An 18,032-nucleotide genomic window follows, 5' to 3' on the forward strand; every position below is an offset into this window, starting at 1 on the left:
TTGTACTTGTTATTGTTACTCTTGCCCTCGTTGCGACGGGTGCCAGAAGGTCACCGCCTTTTCCAGCAACGCAACACCCCCATAAAATGCCGACCCTACGATCGCCGCGACAACGATCTCAGCCCAGACCATATCCAATGCCAGCCGTCCCACCTCGGTCGAAATACGAAATCCCATGCCCTTGATGGGCGAACCAAAGAATTCGGCCACAATAGCACCAATAAGCGCCAGCGTTGTTGAAATTTTGAGCCCATTGAAAATGAACGGCATGGCCGCAGGCAGGCGTAACTTCAGCAGGGTTTGCGGATAGCTTGCCGCATAGGTGCGCATCAGGTCACGCTGCATGTGGTCTGTCGCTTGCAGACCCTGGACCGTGTTCACCAGCATTGGGAAGAACACCATAATGACCACAACCGCCGCTTTGGATTGCCAGTCAAATCCGAACCACATCACCAGAATGGGCGCCATGCCAATGACGGGTAGGGCTGCCACGAAATTCCCAATTGGCAAAAGGCCCCTCTGCAGAAACGGAAAGCGATCAATGACAACAGCGATCAGAAACGCAGCGCCACACCCGATGATATAGCCGCTCAGTGCACCCTTGATGACCGTCTGCACAAAATCCTGCCATAGGATACTCGTCGAGCTCGCGAACCGAACCGCGATCATTGACGGCGGCGGCAAAAGAACCGGGTTGATATTGAACCCCTGCACGACACATTCCCAAATAGCGATCAAAGTCACGCCAAACAGAACGGGCACGACCAGTCGTGTGAGCCGCGTTTTGGGCAGGTTGGCCAGCCAGACATTGAGACCCCAGCCGACCAGCCACACAACGATCCCTGCAATCAGCCAGCTCATTGTGCCATCCCCATCCGTTTGAGAACATGTTTCTGGATCACCCCGATGATCCCAACCAACGCTGCCGCAAGGGCCGCAGCCGTCAGCAACGCGCTCCAGATTTGAATGGTTTGACCGTAATAGCTCCCGCCCAGCAGGCGTGCACCCAATCCGGCCACAGCCCCGGTGGGCAATTCACCCACAATGGCCCCAACCAACGAGGCTGCCATCGCCACTTTGAGCGAGGTAAACAAATACGGCATGGAGGAAGGAAGACGCAGCTTCCAGAACTCCTGGTTGCCCGAGGCATTCCAGGTTTTCATCTGATCCAGTTGCATATGATCCGGACTGCGCAGCCCTTTGACCATGCCCACGACCACCGGGAAGAACGACAGATACATCGAGATCACCGCTTTGGGCAGCAGACCGGAAATGCCAATCGCATTCAGCACCACGATAATCATCGGGGCAATCGCGAGGATAGGAATGGTCTGGCTGGCAATCACCCACGGCATGATGCTCATGTCCATGGTGCGGTTGTAAACAATCCCCACCGCCAATGCGATGCCCAGCGCCGTTCCCAGCACAAAGCCCAGCAACGTTGAACTCAGCGTAATCCAGCTATGATAAATGAGTGACCGTTTGGAAAACGCCTTGCCGCGCAAAACCATGTCGCCCGTGGTTTTCCAAATCTCGGCCCCAACCTGATGCGGCGGTGGCAGTTTGGGCTTCTTCTGGTTCATGGTGTCGGCAATCAACTCCGAGGTCGACAATTCCACCCCGGCGCGTTTCGCTTTGTCATGGGCCCAGGCAGAATTCAGCGCCACGGACCCTGCATACCAAAGCACAAAGATGGCAATCACAACCGTGATGATAGGGCCAATTCTAAACCAAAGTCCGCGCATTATACGTCATCCTCGTGGCCAGCCCTCAAGCCATCGCGCACGCGGTGTGCAATCTTGATAAACTCTTCGCTGTCACGGATGTCCAACGGGCGCTCTTTGGGCAGGGTGCTTTCAATCACATCGGCAATACGGCCCGGACGGGGGCTCATCACCACGATCTTGGTCGACAGATACACCGCCTCGGGGATCGAGTGGGTGACGAAACCAATGGTCTTGTTGGTGCGTGCCCACAGCTCCAAAAGCTGTTCGTTCAGATGGTCACGCACGATCTCATCCAGCGCACCAAAGGGTTCATCCATCAACAGAATATCCGCGTGAAACGCCAACGCCCGTGCAATCGACGCACGTTGCTGCATGCCGCCCGAAAGCTGCCACGGGAATTTCTTTTCGAACCCGTCCAGATGCACAAGGTCCAGCACCTCATTAACGGCGGCATCCTGTTCGGCTTTGCTCACGCCCATGATTTCAAGCGGCAGGCGAATGTTGCCGCCAATCGTGCGCCACGGATAGAGTCCCGCGTGTTGGAACACATAGCCATAGGCACGCGCCATGCGGGCTTCTTCTGCCGATACACCATTGACCGTGATATCCCCGGCTGTGGGTTTCTCAAGGTCCGCCATCACCCGCAGGAACGTGGTTTTGCCACAGCCCGACGGGCCGATGAAGCTCACGAAATCGCCTTTGTTGATATCTAGGTTGATATCCTGCAACGCATGCACAGGGCCATCGTTGGTCTGAAAGGTCAGCGAAAGGTTTTTCGCGCTGATAACCGGGTCAGTTGTCACTGTATTCTTGCTCCGCTGGCCAAATGGCTTGCTAGGGATCGGCCCCGCCCTTTGGCGAGGCCATCAATGTTTAGATACCCGCCGGGATATTCATCGGATCACGCATGATCTGCTTGGGCGAGGTCAGCTCTTTCCACTTTGAAAGGGCCGTGTGGGCCGACGGGAAGGCTGGACGTGGTACAAACCGGCCCCGACCGGGTTGCGGTTGCGAATTTTGCCCCCAGGCCCAGATCACTTCACCACGGCTGAGCGTGTAACGCGACTGCGCTTTGACATCGAAGCCTTCGAACACGTTGTAATCCAGAACCGAGTGGTGATTGGCCTGACTGATGGTTTTGGAAATCTTCGGATCCCACACCACGATGTCGGCATCAGCCCCTTCCACAATCGCCCCTTTCTTGGGATAGATATTGAGGATTTTCGCCACATTGGTCGAGGTCGCCGCAACAAACTCATTTGGCGTCAAACGCCCCGTCTCAACCCCTTCGGTCCACAGCACGGCCAGACGTTCCTCAAGCCCGTTAGACCCGTTGGGGATCAGGCAGAAATTGTCTTTGCCCATCAGCTTTTGCTCGGACGTGAACGCCGCATGGTCAGTCGCGACCACCTGCAGCGAACCCGACTGCAATCCAGCCCACAGGCTTTGCTGATGCTCTTTGTTGCGGAACGGAGGCGACATCACGCGGCGCGCCGAATGCATCCAGTCGCCGGTGTAATAGACGCTGTCGTCTAGTGTCAGGAACTGGATCAATGGCTCGCCATAAACCCGCATGCCCTTTTGACGCGCCCGCCGGATCGCCTCATGCGCCTGCTCACAGGACACATGCACGATGTAAAGCGGCACGCCCGCAGCATCGGCAATGGTGATCGCACGATTGGCGGCCTCGCCTTCAAACTCGGGCGGGCGGCTATAGGCATGCCCCTCGGGACCGGTGATGCCCTGATCCAGCATCTGTTGCTGCATGTCCGCCACCAGATCGCCGTTTTCCGCATGCACCATTGGCAGTGCACCCAGCTCTTTACAGCGCTTGAACGAGGCAAACATCTCGTCGTCCTCAATCATCAAGGCGCCTTTGTAGGCCATGAAATGCTTGAACGAATTGACGCCCATGTCGACGGCATCTTTCATTTCGGTGAACACGTTCTCGTTCCAGCCGGTGATCGCCATGTGATAGCCAACGTCCGAGCAAATCTGCGGCGCAGATTTCCGGTGCCATTCGTTGATCGCGTTCTTAATCGAGCCATCTTCGCCCGGCAGACAAAAATCCACCACCATCGTGGTGCCACCCACCGCCGCAGCCCAGGTGCCGCTCTCAAACGTCTCGGCGGCGGTCGTGCCCATGAACGGCATTTCCAGATGGGTATGCGGGTCAATCCCGCCGGGGATCACATAGGCGCCTTCGGCATCAATGTATTCATCGCCCTTAAGGTCCTCGCCGATCTGCTTGATGACTTCGCCCTCGATCAGGACATCCGCTTTCCATGTGCGATCAGCCGTACAAACGGTGCCGCCTTTGATTACCTTAGTTGTCATTGAATTCTCCCCTCTTTAACCCGTGCAAAGGCCATGTTGAAAACGTCCCAAAACGCAATCATGACCAACATCGCGTAGACTCGAAACGCATCATCAGACAGCGCCACACTTTCAACTGTCACTTCACCCAAATGATTGGATATACGCCCAAGCAATTGATCTTGTTCTATATTCGGCCAAGCCAGATAAAAAATGTAACCGACCGAGGTAAACACAAACACGATAAACGTGTTGATATAGTACAGCAGAAAGGCCCCAACCGCCGTAAAGATCAGGAACCAGTTTTCGGTCATCGTCTCATAGACTTTCAGAACGAAAAAATGCAGCTCGTTGTCGGCCCTGGCCCACAGAACATAAGCCGTAAGGCCAAACACGCCCAAGACAAAGTAGACCGAGAACCTTTCTGCGAGGCTATTCATAAATACCAAGCTCTCTGCACCAGCCATCTATGGTGTTTCGTATGTTCACTCCACAATCTCCGCCGTTTCCAGCACCGCATGCATCAACACATCTGTGCCTGCAGCGGCCCACTCGCGTGAAATATCTTCGGCCTCATTGTGAGACAATCCATCTACGCAAGGACACATCACCATTGCCGTCGGGGCCACTTGGTTGATCCAGCAGGCATCATGCCCGGCACCTGAAATCAGGTCGCGGTGGGAATATCCGAGACGCTCAGCGGCATTGCGCACAGCCGTCACACAGCCTTCATCAAATTCTACGGGGTCAAACCCGCCGACTTTTTCAAATGCAATGCTCAGACCCATGTCATCCGCGACTTTCTGACCTTCGACGCGCAACCGCGCCTCCATGTCTTCGATCACAGACAGGTTTGGCGAACGGAAATCCACCGTGAAAACCACTTTGCCGGGGATCACATTGCGGGAATTTGGATAGACATCGATATGCCCCGCAGCGCCCACAGCATGTGGCGCATGGCTCCATGCGATTTCATCCACGGCTTCCAGAACCCGCGCCATACCAAGGCCTGCATTTTTACGCATAGGCATCGGGGTTGAGCCGGTATGAGAATCTTTGCCTTCGATGGTGACTTGGGTCCACGACAGACCCTGCCCGTGCGTGACCACGCCAATATCTTTGCCTTCGGCCTCCAGAATGGGGCCCTGTTCAATGTGCAACTCGAACATGGCATGCATCTTACGCGCGCCAACCTCTTCATCGCCGCACCAGCCGATGCGCTTTAACTCATCGCCAAATTTCATCCCTTCGGCGTCTTCGCGATCATAGGCCCAGTCCTGCGTGTGAATGCCCGCAAACACACCTGACGACAACATCGCCGGCGCATAGCGCGTGCCTTCTTCGTTGGTCCAGTTGGTCACCACAATCGGGTGCTTGGTCTTGATCCCAAGATCCTTCATCGTGCGCAGAATTTCCAAGCCGCCCAGAACGCCAAGGACACCGTCATACTTGCCACCGGTTGGCTGCGTGTCCAAATGAGAGCCCACATAAACTGGCAGTGCGTCGGGGTCGGTGCCGGGGTATTCGGCAAACATGTTGCCCATCGTATCAAGCCCCATGGTACAGCCCACGGCCTCGCACCATGTTTGGAACAACGCACGTCCTTCACCATCTTCGTCCGTCACGGTCTGGCGATTGTTGCCGCCAGCAACACCGGGGCCAATCTTGGCCATCTCCATCAAACTGTCCCACAAACGGTCGCTGTTGATTTTCAGGTTTTCACCGGGTGCCGCCATTGTTCTCTCCCTTGCCGTTTCACGCGTCGGACCTTGAGGCCTCTTGCAATCGCGCGCTTCCTGACCGTATGGTCAAGATCAGAGCACCACAACCTGACCAATCGGTCAAGAAAATTCTCGGACCCGAAACTGCATGCCATACGCCGCACGCCCCAACAGCAAAAAAGAACGCCGCCAAGAGAATGAAAAGCTTATTTTGGCGGCAGCCGAAAAAGTCTTTGCAGAAGCGGGGTTTGGCGGGGCTACGATGCAGTTGATTGCCGATGTTGCGGGCCTTCCCAAAGCCAATCTGCACTATTATTTCCCCACCAAAGAAGCCTTGTACAGGCAGGTCGTTCAGAACATCTTTCAGATCTGGTTACAGGCCGCTGATGTCTTTGACGCCGCAGATGGCCCCGAAGAGGGAATCGGGGCCTATATTGACGCCAAGATGGAAATCTCGCGTCACCACCCTGCGGGATCCAAGGTCTGGGCCAGCGAGGTGATGCATCGCGCGCCGGTCATTCAGGACTATCTTGAAACCACACTGGCCGAATGGACCCAAGGCCGTATCGCGGTCATCGAACGCTGGATCGAAGAGGGACGCATGGACGCCATCGACCCACGCCATCTCCTCTATATGCTTTGGGCCACGACGCAGCATTATGCCGACTTTGGTCACCAGATTGACACGCTCAACAACGGCATGCCGCTCAGTGATGCACAATGGGAAGAGGCCAAGACCTCGGTCAAGCAAATCATCCTGCGCGGCATTGGCGCTACTGGCTAGTCTGGACCTGCACCAATTGACCCCGTAAGGTCTTGTTTCCAACAAACGGCAAGACGGTCAAATGGCGAGCATCGCACAAACCCAGAAAAAACCCAGCCGCATTCAACAGCGCAATCGATTGCGGATACTGGATGCAGCGCTCGACGTGTTTTCCCGCAATGGTTACCGAGGGGCGACGCTGGATCAAATTGCCGAGCAATCCGGCCTGTCCAAGCCCAATATCCTCTATTATTTCGATGGCAAGGAAGACATTCACGTCACTTTGTTGAATCAACTGATGGAAAGCTGGCTTGAGCCGCTGGAACAGCTTGATCCCAATGGTGAGCCCTTGGATGAAATTCTGGGTTACGTCAGCCGCAAAGTGGAAATGACCCGAGAATTTCCACGTGAAGGCCGGCTGTTTGCCAATGAAATTCTACAGGGTGCACCGCGCATGGGCCCGCACCTTGAAAGCGGGCTGAAGCCCCTTTTTGATGAAAAATGCGCTCTTATTCAGCGTTGGATGGACGACGGCAAATTATCTCCGTCCGATCCACGTCATCTGATTTTTTCAATCTGGTCGACAACGCAGCACTACGCCGACTTTGACGCACAGGTACGGGTTCTGATGGCCCCGGAAAAAGGTGTTTTGGACGGAGCGGGTGTATTCCTGATTACGATGTTCCGAAAACTGCTGACACCCTGAAAATGAAGACGAAAGATTCAGGGGCCGCCGCTAAAAGCGGGCACCCATCTTCCGCAACCGCCGTGGCTGCAATGTTCACGCTGAACGGGGCTCTGTTTGGCATGTGGGCATCGCGCATTCCCGCATTCACCGATGCTCTGCAGTTGGATCACGCAACACTTGGTCTGCTGTTGTTGCTGCTTGCTGCAGGTGCAATTCTGTCTTTTCCAATTGCCGGCCGGATGACCGACAAACACGGTGCGGCCCTTGTGACACGGTTGTTGGGGTTCGCCAATTGCGCCGCGCTCATTCTAATTGCTTTCTCGCCGGGCATAGCGACGATTGCGGTCGCATTGTTTCTGTTCGGGGCAACACATGGCGCGATGGACGTATCGATGAACGCCTGGGCTGCCGAATCCGATCGGGCGTCGGGCAAAGCTTTGATGCCGGTATTTCACGCTGTCTGGAGCTTTGGCGCAGGTATGGGCGCCCTAAGCGGTGTAGGTGCGATTGCTATGGATTGGCTCCCCTTGGCTCAGTTCGGTATTGTGGGCGTCATCTTAACAAGTCTGACCCTTTGGCTGGCCAACATCCCCTGGCAATCCCAAACTGGTCAGGACCACGGCGGACCCTTGTTTCCACTGCCCAAGGGCCCTCTGCTTTTGGTAGGATTGTTGGCCCTGTGCTCGACCCTTGGCGAAGGGGCCATGGCAGACTGGAGCGCGATCTATCTCAGAGATGCCGCGGGGGCGACCGAGGGCCTCGCAGCGGCTGGATACGCGGTTTTCTCCGCTGCCATGGTTTGTGTGCGCCTGTCCGGCGCCGCTTTGACACGCGCCCTTGGGCCAATTCGTGCAACCCAAACCAGCGGGGCGGTGGCTTTGATCGGCGTTTTGTTGATTGTTGGACTGGCCACACCGCAGGCAACGCTGATTGGGCTTGGATTTCTCGGCCGTGGCTATGGTCTGGTTGTACCGCTGGCCTTTTCACGCGCCGCCAATGATCCCGAGCTGCCACAGGCCCAAGCCATCGCGCGCGTGGCGACACTTAGCTATGGCGGTATGCTTCTGGGGCCGCCGACCATTGGGTTTCTGGCGGCAACCACAAGCCTGCGCATGTCCTTTGGACTGCTAGGTGTTTTGGCCTTGGGCACGATCATGCTGGCCACGGTCCTGCGGCCACCAAAGTCCTGAAATGAAAAGGCCCCCGGTCATTCCGAGGGCCTGATGCATTAAGTTTTGAAGATCAACGAAACCGCTATTCGGCAGCCTGCGCCGATGGGTTGTTGGGGTGCGCGGTCCAGTTGCCATAGTCCGCAGACACAGGCTGGCCGGTGCGTTCGTCCAACTCGCCAGGTTCCAGCGTGCGCATGGTGATGCAGCCCTCAACCGGGCACACATTGACACAAAGGTTACAGGCGACGCATTCGTCGTCTTTCACTGTGAACACGCGATCCTCGGACATCTCGATGGCCTGGTGACTGGTGTCTTCGCAAGCCGCATAACAACGGCCGCATTTGATGCAATCGTCTTCGTTGATGACGGCCTTGGTGATGTGATTGAGGTTCAGGTACTGCCAATCGGTCACATTTGGCGTCGCCATGCCGACAAAGTCTGCCGTGCTTTCATAGCCTTTTTCATCCATCCACTGGCTGAGGCCGGTGATCATTTCCTGAACGATTTTAAAGCCATAGGTCATGACGGCGGTACAGACCTGTACGTTGCCTGCACCCAGCGCCATAAACTCAGCCGCATCGCGCCACGTGGTGATGCCCCCAATACCAGAGATCGGCAGCTTGGCCGTTTCCGGATTGCGGGCGATTTCCGCCACCATGTTCATCGCAATTGGTTTCACGGCCGGACCGCAATATCCGCCATGGGTGCCCTTGCCATCAATCATCGGCTCGGGGCTCATCGCGTCCAGATTGACCGAAGTGATCGAGTTGATCGTATTGATCAGGGACACCGCATCCGCGCCACCGCGCAAGGCCGCTTCGGCAGGGTAAAGCACGTTGGTGATATTCGGGGTCAGTTTGACAATCACCGGCAAATCAGTCGCCTCTTTGCACCAGCGCGCCACCATTTCGATATATTCCGGCACCTGCCCCACAGCGGACCCCATGCCGCGTTCGGCCATGCCATGCGGGCAGCCAAAGTTGAGTTCAAACCCATCGCATCCTGTCTCTGCAATCATCGGCAGAATCTTTTTCCAGGCATCCTCTTCGCAAGGCACCATCACAGACGCGATCACAGCGTGGTCCGGATAATCCCGCTTCACCCGCGTCATTTCCTCAAGGTTTACCTCAAGCGGACGATCGGTGATCAGCTCAATATTGTTGAGTCCCAACAAACGCCGGTCTGCCCCGTGGATCGCGCCATAGCGCGGGCCATTGACGTTGACGACAGGCGGACCTTCTTCGCCGAGCGTCTTCCAGACCACTCCGCCCCAGCCCGCCTCAAAGGCGCGGCGCACGTTGTATTCTTTGTCCGTCGGCGGCGCTGAGGCCAGCCAGAACGGGTTTGGGGATTTGATCCCAATGAAATCACTTGTGAGATCAGCCATTTGCGTGTCTCCCTTTCTTACGCCGACAATGTGGCGTGAATATCTTCGGCCGCGTCACGGCCCTCGGCAACGGCGGTCACGGTAAGGTCGTCTCCACCCGTCGCACAATCGCCCCCGGCCCAGACACCGCCAATGCTCGTGCGGCCCGTGTCGTCGACAGCAATCTTACCGCCCTCAAGGTCAGGCAGATCATTGCCGTCCAGACTTTGACCAATCGCTTTGAACACCTGATCCGCGGCCAGACGAACGGTCTGTCCGGTCGGTTTGAGATCATTGTCGGTGTATTCAAACTCGATCTCACGCACCGCTCCATTGCCGATCATCGCTTTGGGCGAGGCATTGGTGATGATGCGCACCCCTTTGGATGTGGCAAGGTTCTGTTCAAACACGCTGGCATTCATCCGCTCTGTGCCCCGGCGATACACCAGGCTGACGTTCAAAGCCCCCAGCAGCTTGGCCTGAACCGCAGCGTCCACGGCGGTCATACCGCCTCCAATCACCACTACATCCCGGCCAATCGCCACGTCGCTTAAATCCGAAGCCTGACGCAGGTCCGAGATGAAATCGACAGCGTCCAAAACGCCGTCTTTGTCTTCTCCATCAACCCCCATGGCATTGACACCACCGAGACCAACCCCGAGGAAAACAGCATCATATTCTGCTCTCAGACCATCCAGTGTCACGTCATTGCCAAGCGTCTTTCCGGTCTCAATGGTGATGCCGCCAATCTGCAACAGCCAATCGACTTCGCGCGCCGCAAACCCATCCACAGACTTGTAGGATGCAATGCCAAATTCGTTCAACCCGCCAGCCTTGGCCTTTCCGTCAAACACGGTCACGTCGTGGCCGCTCATGGCCAGACGATGCGCACAAGACAGGCCCGCAGGCCCAGCGCCGACGACCGCAATCTTTTTGCCAGTTTCCGGCGCCCGCACAAACGGATGCACACCGCGTTCCATCAAAACGTCTGTCGCATAACGTTGCAAACGGCCAATCTCGACCGGTTTGCCTTCGGCGGCTTCGCGCACGCAAACCTCTTCACACAGCGTTTCCGTCGGGCAAACCCGCGCGCACATGCCACCCAGAATATTCTGGCTAAAGATTGTGGTTGCCGCCGCTTCAGGTGTACCGGTTGAAATCTGGCGAATGAACAACGGAATATCGATATCCGTTGGGCAGGCGTCCATACAAGGCGCATCATGGCAAAAGTAACAGCGGTCCGCCGCCACCAAAGCCTCGTGATCGTCCAGGCGTGGATGCAAGTCGGCAAAGTTGTCAGCCAGATCAGCTGTCGCCAGCCGCCCCGCCACGATACCTTCGCTAAAAGGAGAGTTGGTCATGATGTCTCTCTGTTGTCAGTTTCTTTCTGACAGGCTGACACATCTTAATTTTTTTATCAACTGGTAAAATTTTTAAAACAACAGGCAGATTATCCGCAAACTCCCAATACCTTGAAATCAAATCTGATCTCGTGCTTTTCGATTGCCCGTACAATTCCCAGACGCGTATCTGGATAGAAAAAGGCGCCCAATGGGCGCCTTTCCTAGTTGTTCATTCTTCGATGTAATCTTCCATCGGTGGACAGGTGCAAATCAGATTGCGATCCCCATACGCGTTGTCCACCCGGTTGACCGGAGGCCAGTATTTGTCGACTCGGAAGGCGCCGGGAGGGAAGCAACCCTGTTCGCGGCTATAGGGTCTGTCCCATTTGCCAACCAGATCCTCGGTGGTGTGCGGTGCATTTTTCAGCGGGTTGTTTTCACCGTCGATGCGACCTTCTTCGATGTCGCGAATTTCGGCGCGGATCGACAGCATTGCATCACAGAACCGATCCAGCTCGGCCTTGGTCTCGGACTCAGTCGGCTCAATCATCAGCGTGCCCGCTACAGGCCAGCTCATGGTGGGCGCGTGGAAACCACTGTCCATCAGGCGCTTGGCGATATCCTCAACCGTGACGTTAGCGCTTTCTTCAAAGGGGCGCGTGTCGATGATGCATTCATGCGCCACCCGACCCGTTGGCCCCTTGTACAGCACGTCATAGGCCCCTTCGAGACGCTTGGCGATATAGTTGGCATTCAGGATCGCCGCCCGTGTGGCTTGGGTCAGCCCCTCGCCGCCCATCAGCAGGATATATGCCCAGCTGATGGTCAAAACCGAAGGCGACCCGAATGGCGCGGCACTCACGGCACCGGCTTTTTCCGGCAGATGCGGCACCAGATGGGCTTTGACACCAATCGGTCCCATGCCGGGGCCACCCCCGCCATGCGGGATGGCAAAGGTTTTGTGCAGGTTGAGGTGACTGACATCACCGCCAAGATCGCCCGGACGCGACAGGCCCACCATGGCGTTCATGTTGGCACCATCGATATAGACCTGACCACCGCGCTCGTGGGTGATCTTGCAGACATCAATCACCGTTTCTTCGAACACACCGTGGGTTGACGGATAGGTGATCATGCAGCCTGCCAGATCATCTGCGTATTTCTCGGCCTTGGCGCGGAAGTCCTCAAGGTCGATATCGCCATTCTCCGCCGATTTTACCGGCACAACTTTCCATCCCACCATCTGCGCAGAAGCCGGGTTGGTGCCATGTGCGCTGGTTGGGATCAGACAGACGTTGCGATGCCCTTCGCCGCGCGCGGCATGGTAATCCGAAATGGTCAGAAGACCTGCGTATTCGCCCTGCGCGCCGGAATTGGGCTGCATCGAGAAATCATCATAGCCGGTGATCTGACACAGTTTGTCCGACAGATCACTGAGCAATACTGAATAGCCTTCCGCCTGATCTTTGGGGCAGAACGGATGCAACCGCGAAAAATCGCGTGAGCTGAGCGGCATCATTTCCGCCGCCGAATTCAGCTTCATTGTGCAGGACCCAAGCGGGATCATCGCGCGATCCAACGCCAGATCACGGTCCGACAAACGCCGCATATAGCGCATCATCTCGGTTTCCGCCCGGTTCATGTGGAAAATCGGGTGCGTGAGGTAATCGCTCTTGCGGTGCATACCTTCGGGCACACGGTACTCGGGCTTGAAATCATTGTCTTTGCGTTCGATGCCAAAAGCGCGCCAAACTTTTTCAACCACTTTCGGACGTGTCGCTTCATCAAGCGTGATGCCAACACGATGCTCTCCGACGATACGCAGGTTAATGCCTTCATCCAGTGCAGATTTGATCACCGCGGCCTGAAGTGGCCCAACATCAACCGTTATGGTGTCGAAAAACACCTTGGGATCCACTTTGAACCCGGCTTCTTCCAGTCCTCGGGCCATTCGCACAGTTTTGCGATGAATGCGTTGAGCGATGGCTTGCAAACCTTTGGGCCCGTGAAACACCGCATACATCGAGGCCATAACCGCCAGCAAAGCCTGCGCCGTGCAGACGTTGGAGGTGGCTTTCTCGCGGCGGATATGCTGCTCGCGGGTTTGCAGCGAAAGGCGATAGGCCTTGTTGCCACGCGAGTCGATGGACACACCTACAATACGCCCCGGCATATTGCGCTTATAGGCGTCTTTGGTCGCCATATAAGCCGCGTGTGGCCCACCGTATCCGATCGGCACACCAAACCGCTGAGTACTGCCCACCGCGATATCGGCCCCCATCGCGCCGGGTTCTTTCAACACTGTCAACGCCAGTGGATCTGCCGAGACAATACCAATGGCTTTGTTCTCATGCAGCGCGGCGATGTGATCGGTGAAATCGCGCACGTGGCCATAGGTGCCGGGATATTGGAACAAGGCCCCAAACACCGCGCTGGCGTCCATCTTGTCGGGATTGCCGACAATCACCTCAATGCCCAAAGGTTTGGCACGGGTCTGGATCACTTCGATGTTTTGTGGATGACAATCGCGATCCACAAAAAACGCCTTGGATTTGGATTTCGACACCCGCTCGGCCATGGTCATGGCTTCGGCGCAGGCCGTGGCTTCGTCCAGCAAGGACGCGTTGGCAATTTCCAGCCCGGTCAGGTCAGACACCATGGTCTGAAAGTTTAGCAGCGCTTCAAGGCGACCTTGCGAAATCTCGGGCTGATAGGGCGTATAGGCTGTGTACCAGGCCGGGTTTTCCAGAATATTGCGCTGGATCGCGGGCGGTGTGACCGTCCCGTGATAACCTTGACCAATCAGGCTGTTCAGAACTTTATTTTTCGCACCCGTAACGCGCATATAGTGTAACAACTCACGCTCGGACATCGGCTTGCCAAACTCCAGCGGCGCGGCCTGACGAATGCTTTTCGGCACGGTGTCTTCGATCAACGCGTCCAGATCAGAGGCGTCAACGACCTCCAGCATCTCAGCCATTTCTTCAGGCGACGGCCCGATGTGGCGACGGTTTGCAAAATCATATGGCAGGTATTCGGTCGGCTTGAATGGCATGTCATACTCCAACAGTGATTATCTGGCGCGCCGCTTTGGTCGCACCCCGCCCTTCGGGCTTCAATATTTCAAAAACGCGTCCTCCGGAGGGCCGCCATCCGACGGCCCCCAAAAGGTCGCGGATCAGCCGATAAACTTGTTATAGGCGGCTTCGTCCATGTAATCGTCCATCTGAGACGGATCAGCAGCTTTGATCTTGAAGAACCACGCATCGCCTGTCGGGTCTTCGTTGACCTTGCCCGGATCTTCGACCAGCGGCTCGTTCACTTCGACAATCTCGCCGTCAATCGGCGCCAGAATGTCCGAGGCCGCTTTGACCGATTCAATCACGCAAACCTCTTCGTCTTTGGTCACTTCAGTGCCAGCCTCTGGCAGTTCGATAAACACCACATCGCCAAGCTGCTCTGACGCATGTGCAGTGATACCCACCACAACGAGGTCATCTTCAACGCGCAGCCATTCGTGCTCTTCAGTGAATTTCATGTCTTGTATCTCCTGTTAGATCATCGTTTGAAATTGGCCGGTACCAGCGGCATCTTGGCCACCATAACGGGCAACCGTTTGCCCCGCACCTCGCCAAATACTTCCGTCCCGACAGCGGCTTGCGCGCTGCCGACATATCCCATGGCCACTGGCCCCTCCAACGTGGGGCCAAACCCGCCCGACGTAACTTCGCCAATTGGGTCGCCACCTTCGGCTGCCGCAAACAATTGCGTGCCAGCCCGCATTGGAGCACGCCCCTGCGGCGCCAGCCCAACCCGTTTGCGTGCCACACCTTCGGCCAGATCGCCGAAAACGCGGGACGCGCCCGGAAATCCCCCGGCCCGATCACCGCCTGCACGGCGCACCTTTTGAATGGCCCAGATCAAACCCGCTTCAATCGGTGACGTGGTGGCATCAATGTCATTGCCATATAGGCAAAGGCCGCCTTCAAGACGCAGACTGTCGCGCGCGCCCAGGCCAATGGCCTCAACTTCATCCATACCCAGCAAGGCCCGGCACAAGGCATCGGCTTCGGCAGCGGGAACGGAGATCTCGTATCCATCTTCGCCGGTGTATCCCGACCTTGACACCCAGCATTCCGCCCCATTCAAAGTGACCGTGGCGACATCCATGAAACTCATTTCTGCGACCACAGGGTTGAGCCGCGCCAGGGCGGTTTCTGCCGCAGGCCCCTGCAACGCCACCAGCGCGCGATCCTCGATCACCTCTACCGAGACGTCGGGCTCAAGTGCGGTTTTCATACGGGCAATATCTGCGTCTTTGCAGGCGGCATTGACCACAACAAACAAATGATCCCCACGATTGGCAAACATCAGGTCGTCATCGATCCCACCAGCGTCATTGGTGAACAGCCCATAGCGCTGACGCTCGGCCCCAAGGCCCAGAACATCCATCGGCACCAAAGTTTCAAATGCCGTGGCCACGGCCTCATAGCTTTCACCGCGCAGGATCACCTGCCCCATGTGGCTGACATCAAACAATCCGGCCGAGGCGCGGGTATGCAGATGTTCTTTCATCACACCCAGCGGATATTGTACCGACATCTCATAGCCCGCAAATGGCACCATCTTGGCCCCCAGCTCCACGTGCAGATCGAACAGTGGCGTGCGCAACAGCTCACCCATAAACTTCGCTCCTAACTTTCCGGAACGCTCAATTCTGAGAATACGTCCGGCATCACTCTGACGCGCGATTTGCTCGCGCGGGCGATGCCCCCTCTGTCCTTTCGCCTGAGATCGTTATCCCTTCGGCGGACGCAATATTTGCGCCTCTCTCCAGAGTTCCTTGTTAAGTGCGTCGGTCCCTGAGGCCTGAGAGTTTCCGGGGCGGTTGCTCCTTCGGCACCGGATAGCTCCGGTTCTCCCGACTCACTTGCCGTATACCGTAGTGTGCTGAATTCTCGCTGACAAGAGGCTTTGGATCAGGTGGCCCGCAAGCAGGGCTCAGGTGCCAGAATACTGGTCAAAGCCGGGTTGTCACAGACCAGCGCATCCAAAGTGACGCCATCCAGCCGGTGATAAAAGGACTCGACCGCTTCTTGTAACGCATCCCGCAACCGGCAAGCCTCGACCAAAGGACAGGAACTGTCTGCATCGGCAAAACATTCTGCTACGGGCACAGGTGCTTCCATAACGCGAAAAATCTGGCCAATCTCGATGTCTTTGGGATCGCGGGCCAGTTCCAACCCACCATTGCGACCACGTTGCGTGTTGATCACGCCCATCTGGCCCAGTTGATTAATGACTTGCGCAAGGTGGTTTTCCGACGCCTTACAGACTTCGGCAATCTCCGATTTAGTCACAAGACGTCCGCGATGCGCGGTGCAAAACATCAGCACCCTAATCGCAATATTAGTTCGTTTGGTTATACGCACGTCCGGTTCCCATACTCACGAGACAATCACAACACTATGGAGACTAGCATGACGTTAATAATTGACATGGATCAATCAAATTGCAGTGTAGGGGCATGAAAAGACCTTATTTCTTTGGCTATGGCAGCCTGGTGAACCAAAAAACCCATGATTTTGAGGATGCACACCCGGCCCGGTTGCGCGGCTGGCGGCGAATCTGGCGGCATACAAATCTGCGCCCGGTGGCTTATCTGACAGCCGTGCCTGATCCCTCGGCCGAGATCGACGGGCTGATCGCACATGTGCCAAATGACGACTGGGCGGCGTTGGATTACCGCGAACGTGCCTATGACCGATTGCCAGTGTGCGACCAGATCAACCACCCCAAGGATGATCCAATTTCCGTTGCCGTCTATACGGTGCCGCATGGCAAACACGGGCTTCCGACCGAAGAACACCCCGTTCTTTTGTCTTATATAGACGTGGTGGTTCAGGGGTACCTACGGCAATTCGGAGAAGCCGGTGTTGCGGATTTCTTCGCGACAACCAGCGGCTGGTCCGCTCCAGTGCTGAACGACCGCGAAAATCCGATCTACCCGCGTCACCAACGCCTGAGCAGTGACGAAAGGCAACTGGTGGATGACAATCTGATGCGTATCAATGTCGAGTTTCTGAACGTACCCGCAAATGATCCAAAGGCCTGGCTAGGCAATCCAACCGAACAGAAGTAGTTCGGTGCGGGCTTGGCTGTTGTCTATTGCCCGCCCTTAAGCACTCTCCCACCGTTGTAATATTTTCATTTGGTAAAACGACTGTCCCGAGTACTCTGTGCAAAAGATGCGCCACACGGGAAACTACGCCATGCCAACCACCTCATTCGAACCACAAGACGTTCTCGACCTTTGGTTTCCGGATAACGGACACCAAAACAGCCTCGAGACTCATGGCGCGTTTTGGGACGAGCGCATGCAAGGCGGAATGGATGCCAGGATTGTTGCTGACTTTTCAGACCTCACTCTTGCGGCGGCCACAGGTCAGCTGGATCATTGGGCGAAAACTGCAAAGGGCCGGCTGGCGCTCTTGATCGCGCTGGATCAATTTCCCCGGTCTCTCTGGCGCGATACGCCTGCTGCATTTGCCCAGGATATCAAAGCTGCCCGGTTGGCCATAGAAGGACTGAAAAACGGAGATTTTGAGCAGCTTGAGCCATGGGAGCAGGCCTTTTTTGTGATTTCCATTTCACATTGTGAAGGGCCAGATCACCTGCAACGTATGGAGATGCTTTGCAGCGTCGTAGACCGGATTGCAAAACGTCTCACCGGGCCTTTGGAACAAATGCGTTCAGGCTTCAAGGATCAGCACAACACTGTCTTTGAAGTCCTCAAACGATTTGGCCGACACCCACACCGCAACCCGATTTTGGGCCGCCCTTCGACCCCCGAAGAAGAAGCCTACATCGCAACGGGTGATTTCCCGCACGTTCGCAGCATTGAGGATATCAGTGCATCGACTTAGGTGGAGCAAC

At 56.2% G+C, this 18,032-nt stretch carries 17 protein-coding genes and 1 riboswitch; of the genes, 5 read left to right on the forward strand and 12 right to left on the reverse strand.

The features are described from left to right. Positions 1 to 15 precede the first annotated feature (15 nt). The 6 genes from BUC32_RS06455 to BUC32_RS06480 all read right to left on the reverse strand — a co-directional run bounded on the left by BUC32_RS06455 (position 16) and on the right by BUC32_RS06480 (position 5,779). Positions 16 to 861: an ABC transporter permease gene (locus tag BUC32_RS06455; RefSeq protein ID WP_073250811.1), complete on the reverse strand. Its 846-nt coding sequence runs from the start codon at positions 859 to 861 to the stop codon at positions 16 to 18. After that, positions 858 to 1,745, reverse strand: a complete 888-nt coding sequence (locus BUC32_RS06460) for an ABC transporter permease (protein WP_139280657.1) — start codon at positions 1,743 to 1,745, stop codon at positions 858 to 860. Before BUC32_RS06460 ends, BUC32_RS06455 begins: the two co-directional genes overlap by 4 nt. After that, positions 1,745 to 2,530, reverse strand: a complete 786-nt coding sequence (locus tag BUC32_RS06465) for an ABC transporter ATP-binding protein (protein ID WP_073250815.1) — start codon at positions 2,528 to 2,530, stop codon at positions 1,745 to 1,747. The genes BUC32_RS06460 and BUC32_RS06465 overlap by 1 nt, the downstream gene beginning before the upstream one ends. 70 nt (positions 2,531 to 2,600) lie before the next feature. Continuing rightward, a complete protein-coding gene (hydA, locus tag BUC32_RS06470) occupies positions 2,601 to 4,064 on the reverse strand; it encodes a dihydropyrimidinase (RefSeq protein WP_073250817.1) in 1,464 nt (487 codons plus the stop codon). Continuing rightward, positions 4,061 to 4,483: a hypothetical protein gene (locus BUC32_RS06475; RefSeq protein ID WP_139280658.1), complete on the reverse strand. Its 423-nt coding sequence runs from the start codon at positions 4,481 to 4,483 to the stop codon at positions 4,061 to 4,063. Before BUC32_RS06475 ends, hydA begins: the two co-directional genes overlap by 4 nt. Before the next feature lie 45 nt (positions 4,484 to 4,528). Continuing rightward, complete coding sequence (locus BUC32_RS06480; RefSeq protein WP_073250820.1) at positions 4,529 to 5,779, reverse strand: Zn-dependent hydrolase; 1,251 nt, start codon at positions 5,777 to 5,779, stop codon at positions 4,529 to 4,531. A 133-nt stretch (positions 5,780 to 5,912) separates the two neighbouring features. Here BUC32_RS06480 and BUC32_RS06485 point away from each other — a divergent pair, with 133 nt between their 5' ends. The 3 genes from BUC32_RS06485 to BUC32_RS06495 all read left to right on the forward strand — a co-directional run bounded on the left by BUC32_RS06485 (position 5,913) and on the right by BUC32_RS06495 (position 8,405). Then, positions 5,913 to 6,548: a TetR/AcrR family transcriptional regulator gene (locus BUC32_RS06485; RefSeq protein ID WP_073250822.1), complete on the forward strand. Its 636-nt coding sequence runs from the start codon at positions 5,913 to 5,915 to the stop codon at positions 6,546 to 6,548. Positions 6,549 to 6,609: 61 nt separating this feature from the next. Beyond that, the gene (locus BUC32_RS06490) at positions 6,610 to 7,233 is read left to right on the forward strand and encodes a TetR family transcriptional regulator C-terminal domain-containing protein (protein WP_073250824.1); all 624 of its coding nucleotides are present in this window, start codon (positions 6,610 to 6,612) and stop codon (positions 7,231 to 7,233) included. A 2-nt stretch (positions 7,234 to 7,235) separates the two neighbouring features. Next, a complete protein-coding gene (locus tag BUC32_RS06495; protein WP_073250826.1) occupies positions 7,236 to 8,405 on the forward strand; it encodes an MFS transporter in 1,170 nt (389 codons plus the stop codon). A 64-nt stretch (positions 8,406 to 8,469) separates the two neighbouring features. Here the strand turns inward: BUC32_RS06495 and preA are convergent, their stop codons facing one another. From preA to BUC32_RS06525, 6 genes are all read right to left on the reverse strand, one after another. After that, positions 8,470 to 9,774, reverse strand: a complete 1,305-nt coding sequence (gene preA, locus BUC32_RS06500; RefSeq protein ID WP_073250828.1) for an NAD-dependent dihydropyrimidine dehydrogenase subunit PreA — start codon at positions 9,772 to 9,774, stop codon at positions 8,470 to 8,472. 17 nt (positions 9,775 to 9,791) lie between these two features. Beyond that, a complete protein-coding gene (locus BUC32_RS06505; protein ID WP_073250830.1) occupies positions 9,792 to 11,114 on the reverse strand; it encodes an NAD(P)-dependent oxidoreductase in 1,323 nt (440 codons plus the stop codon). Positions 11,115 to 11,325: 211 nt separating this feature from the next. Beyond that, complete coding sequence (gene gcvP, locus BUC32_RS06510; protein WP_073250832.1) at positions 11,326 to 14,151, reverse strand: aminomethyl-transferring glycine dehydrogenase; 2,826 nt, start codon at positions 14,149 to 14,151, stop codon at positions 11,326 to 11,328. Between the two features lie 123 nt (positions 14,152 to 14,274). Next, positions 14,275 to 14,634 carry a glycine cleavage system protein GcvH gene (gcvH, locus tag BUC32_RS06515; RefSeq protein WP_073250834.1) on the reverse strand — a complete coding sequence of 120 codons (360 nt, stop codon included), beginning with the start codon at positions 14,632 to 14,634 and terminating at the stop codon, positions 14,275 to 14,277. Between the two features lie 20 nt (positions 14,635 to 14,654). Beyond that, positions 14,655 to 15,779, reverse strand: a complete 1,125-nt coding sequence (gene gcvT, locus BUC32_RS06520; protein ID WP_073250836.1) for a glycine cleavage system aminomethyltransferase GcvT — start codon at positions 15,777 to 15,779, stop codon at positions 14,655 to 14,657. 163 nt (positions 15,780 to 15,942) lie between these two features. Then, positions 15,943 to 16,030, reverse strand: a riboswitch (glycine riboswitch). A 45-nt stretch (positions 16,031 to 16,075) separates the two neighbouring features. Further along, positions 16,076 to 16,528 (reverse strand): RrF2 family transcriptional regulator, encoded by a 453-nt coding sequence (locus tag BUC32_RS06525; protein WP_073250838.1) that lies wholly within the window; start codon positions 16,526 to 16,528, stop codon positions 16,076 to 16,078. Between the two features lie 95 nt (positions 16,529 to 16,623). Here BUC32_RS06525 and BUC32_RS06530 point away from each other — a divergent pair, with 95 nt between their 5' ends. Both BUC32_RS06530 and BUC32_RS06535 read left to right on the forward strand, forming a co-directional pair. Further along, positions 16,624 to 17,238 (forward strand): gamma-glutamylcyclotransferase family protein, encoded by a 615-nt coding sequence (locus tag BUC32_RS06530; protein ID WP_073250840.1) that lies wholly within the window; start codon positions 16,624 to 16,626, stop codon positions 17,236 to 17,238. A 130-nt stretch (positions 17,239 to 17,368) separates the two neighbouring features. After that, complete coding sequence (locus tag BUC32_RS06535) at positions 17,369 to 18,022, forward strand: DUF924 family protein (protein ID WP_073250915.1); 654 nt, start codon at positions 17,369 to 17,371, stop codon at positions 18,020 to 18,022. Positions 18,023 to 18,032: the final 10 nt, after the last annotated feature.

This window comes from Shimia gijangensis, assembly GCF_900142085.1.
In the GTDB taxonomy this organism is placed as follows: domain Bacteria; phylum Pseudomonadota; class Alphaproteobacteria; order Rhodobacterales; family Rhodobacteraceae; genus Shimia; species Shimia gijangensis.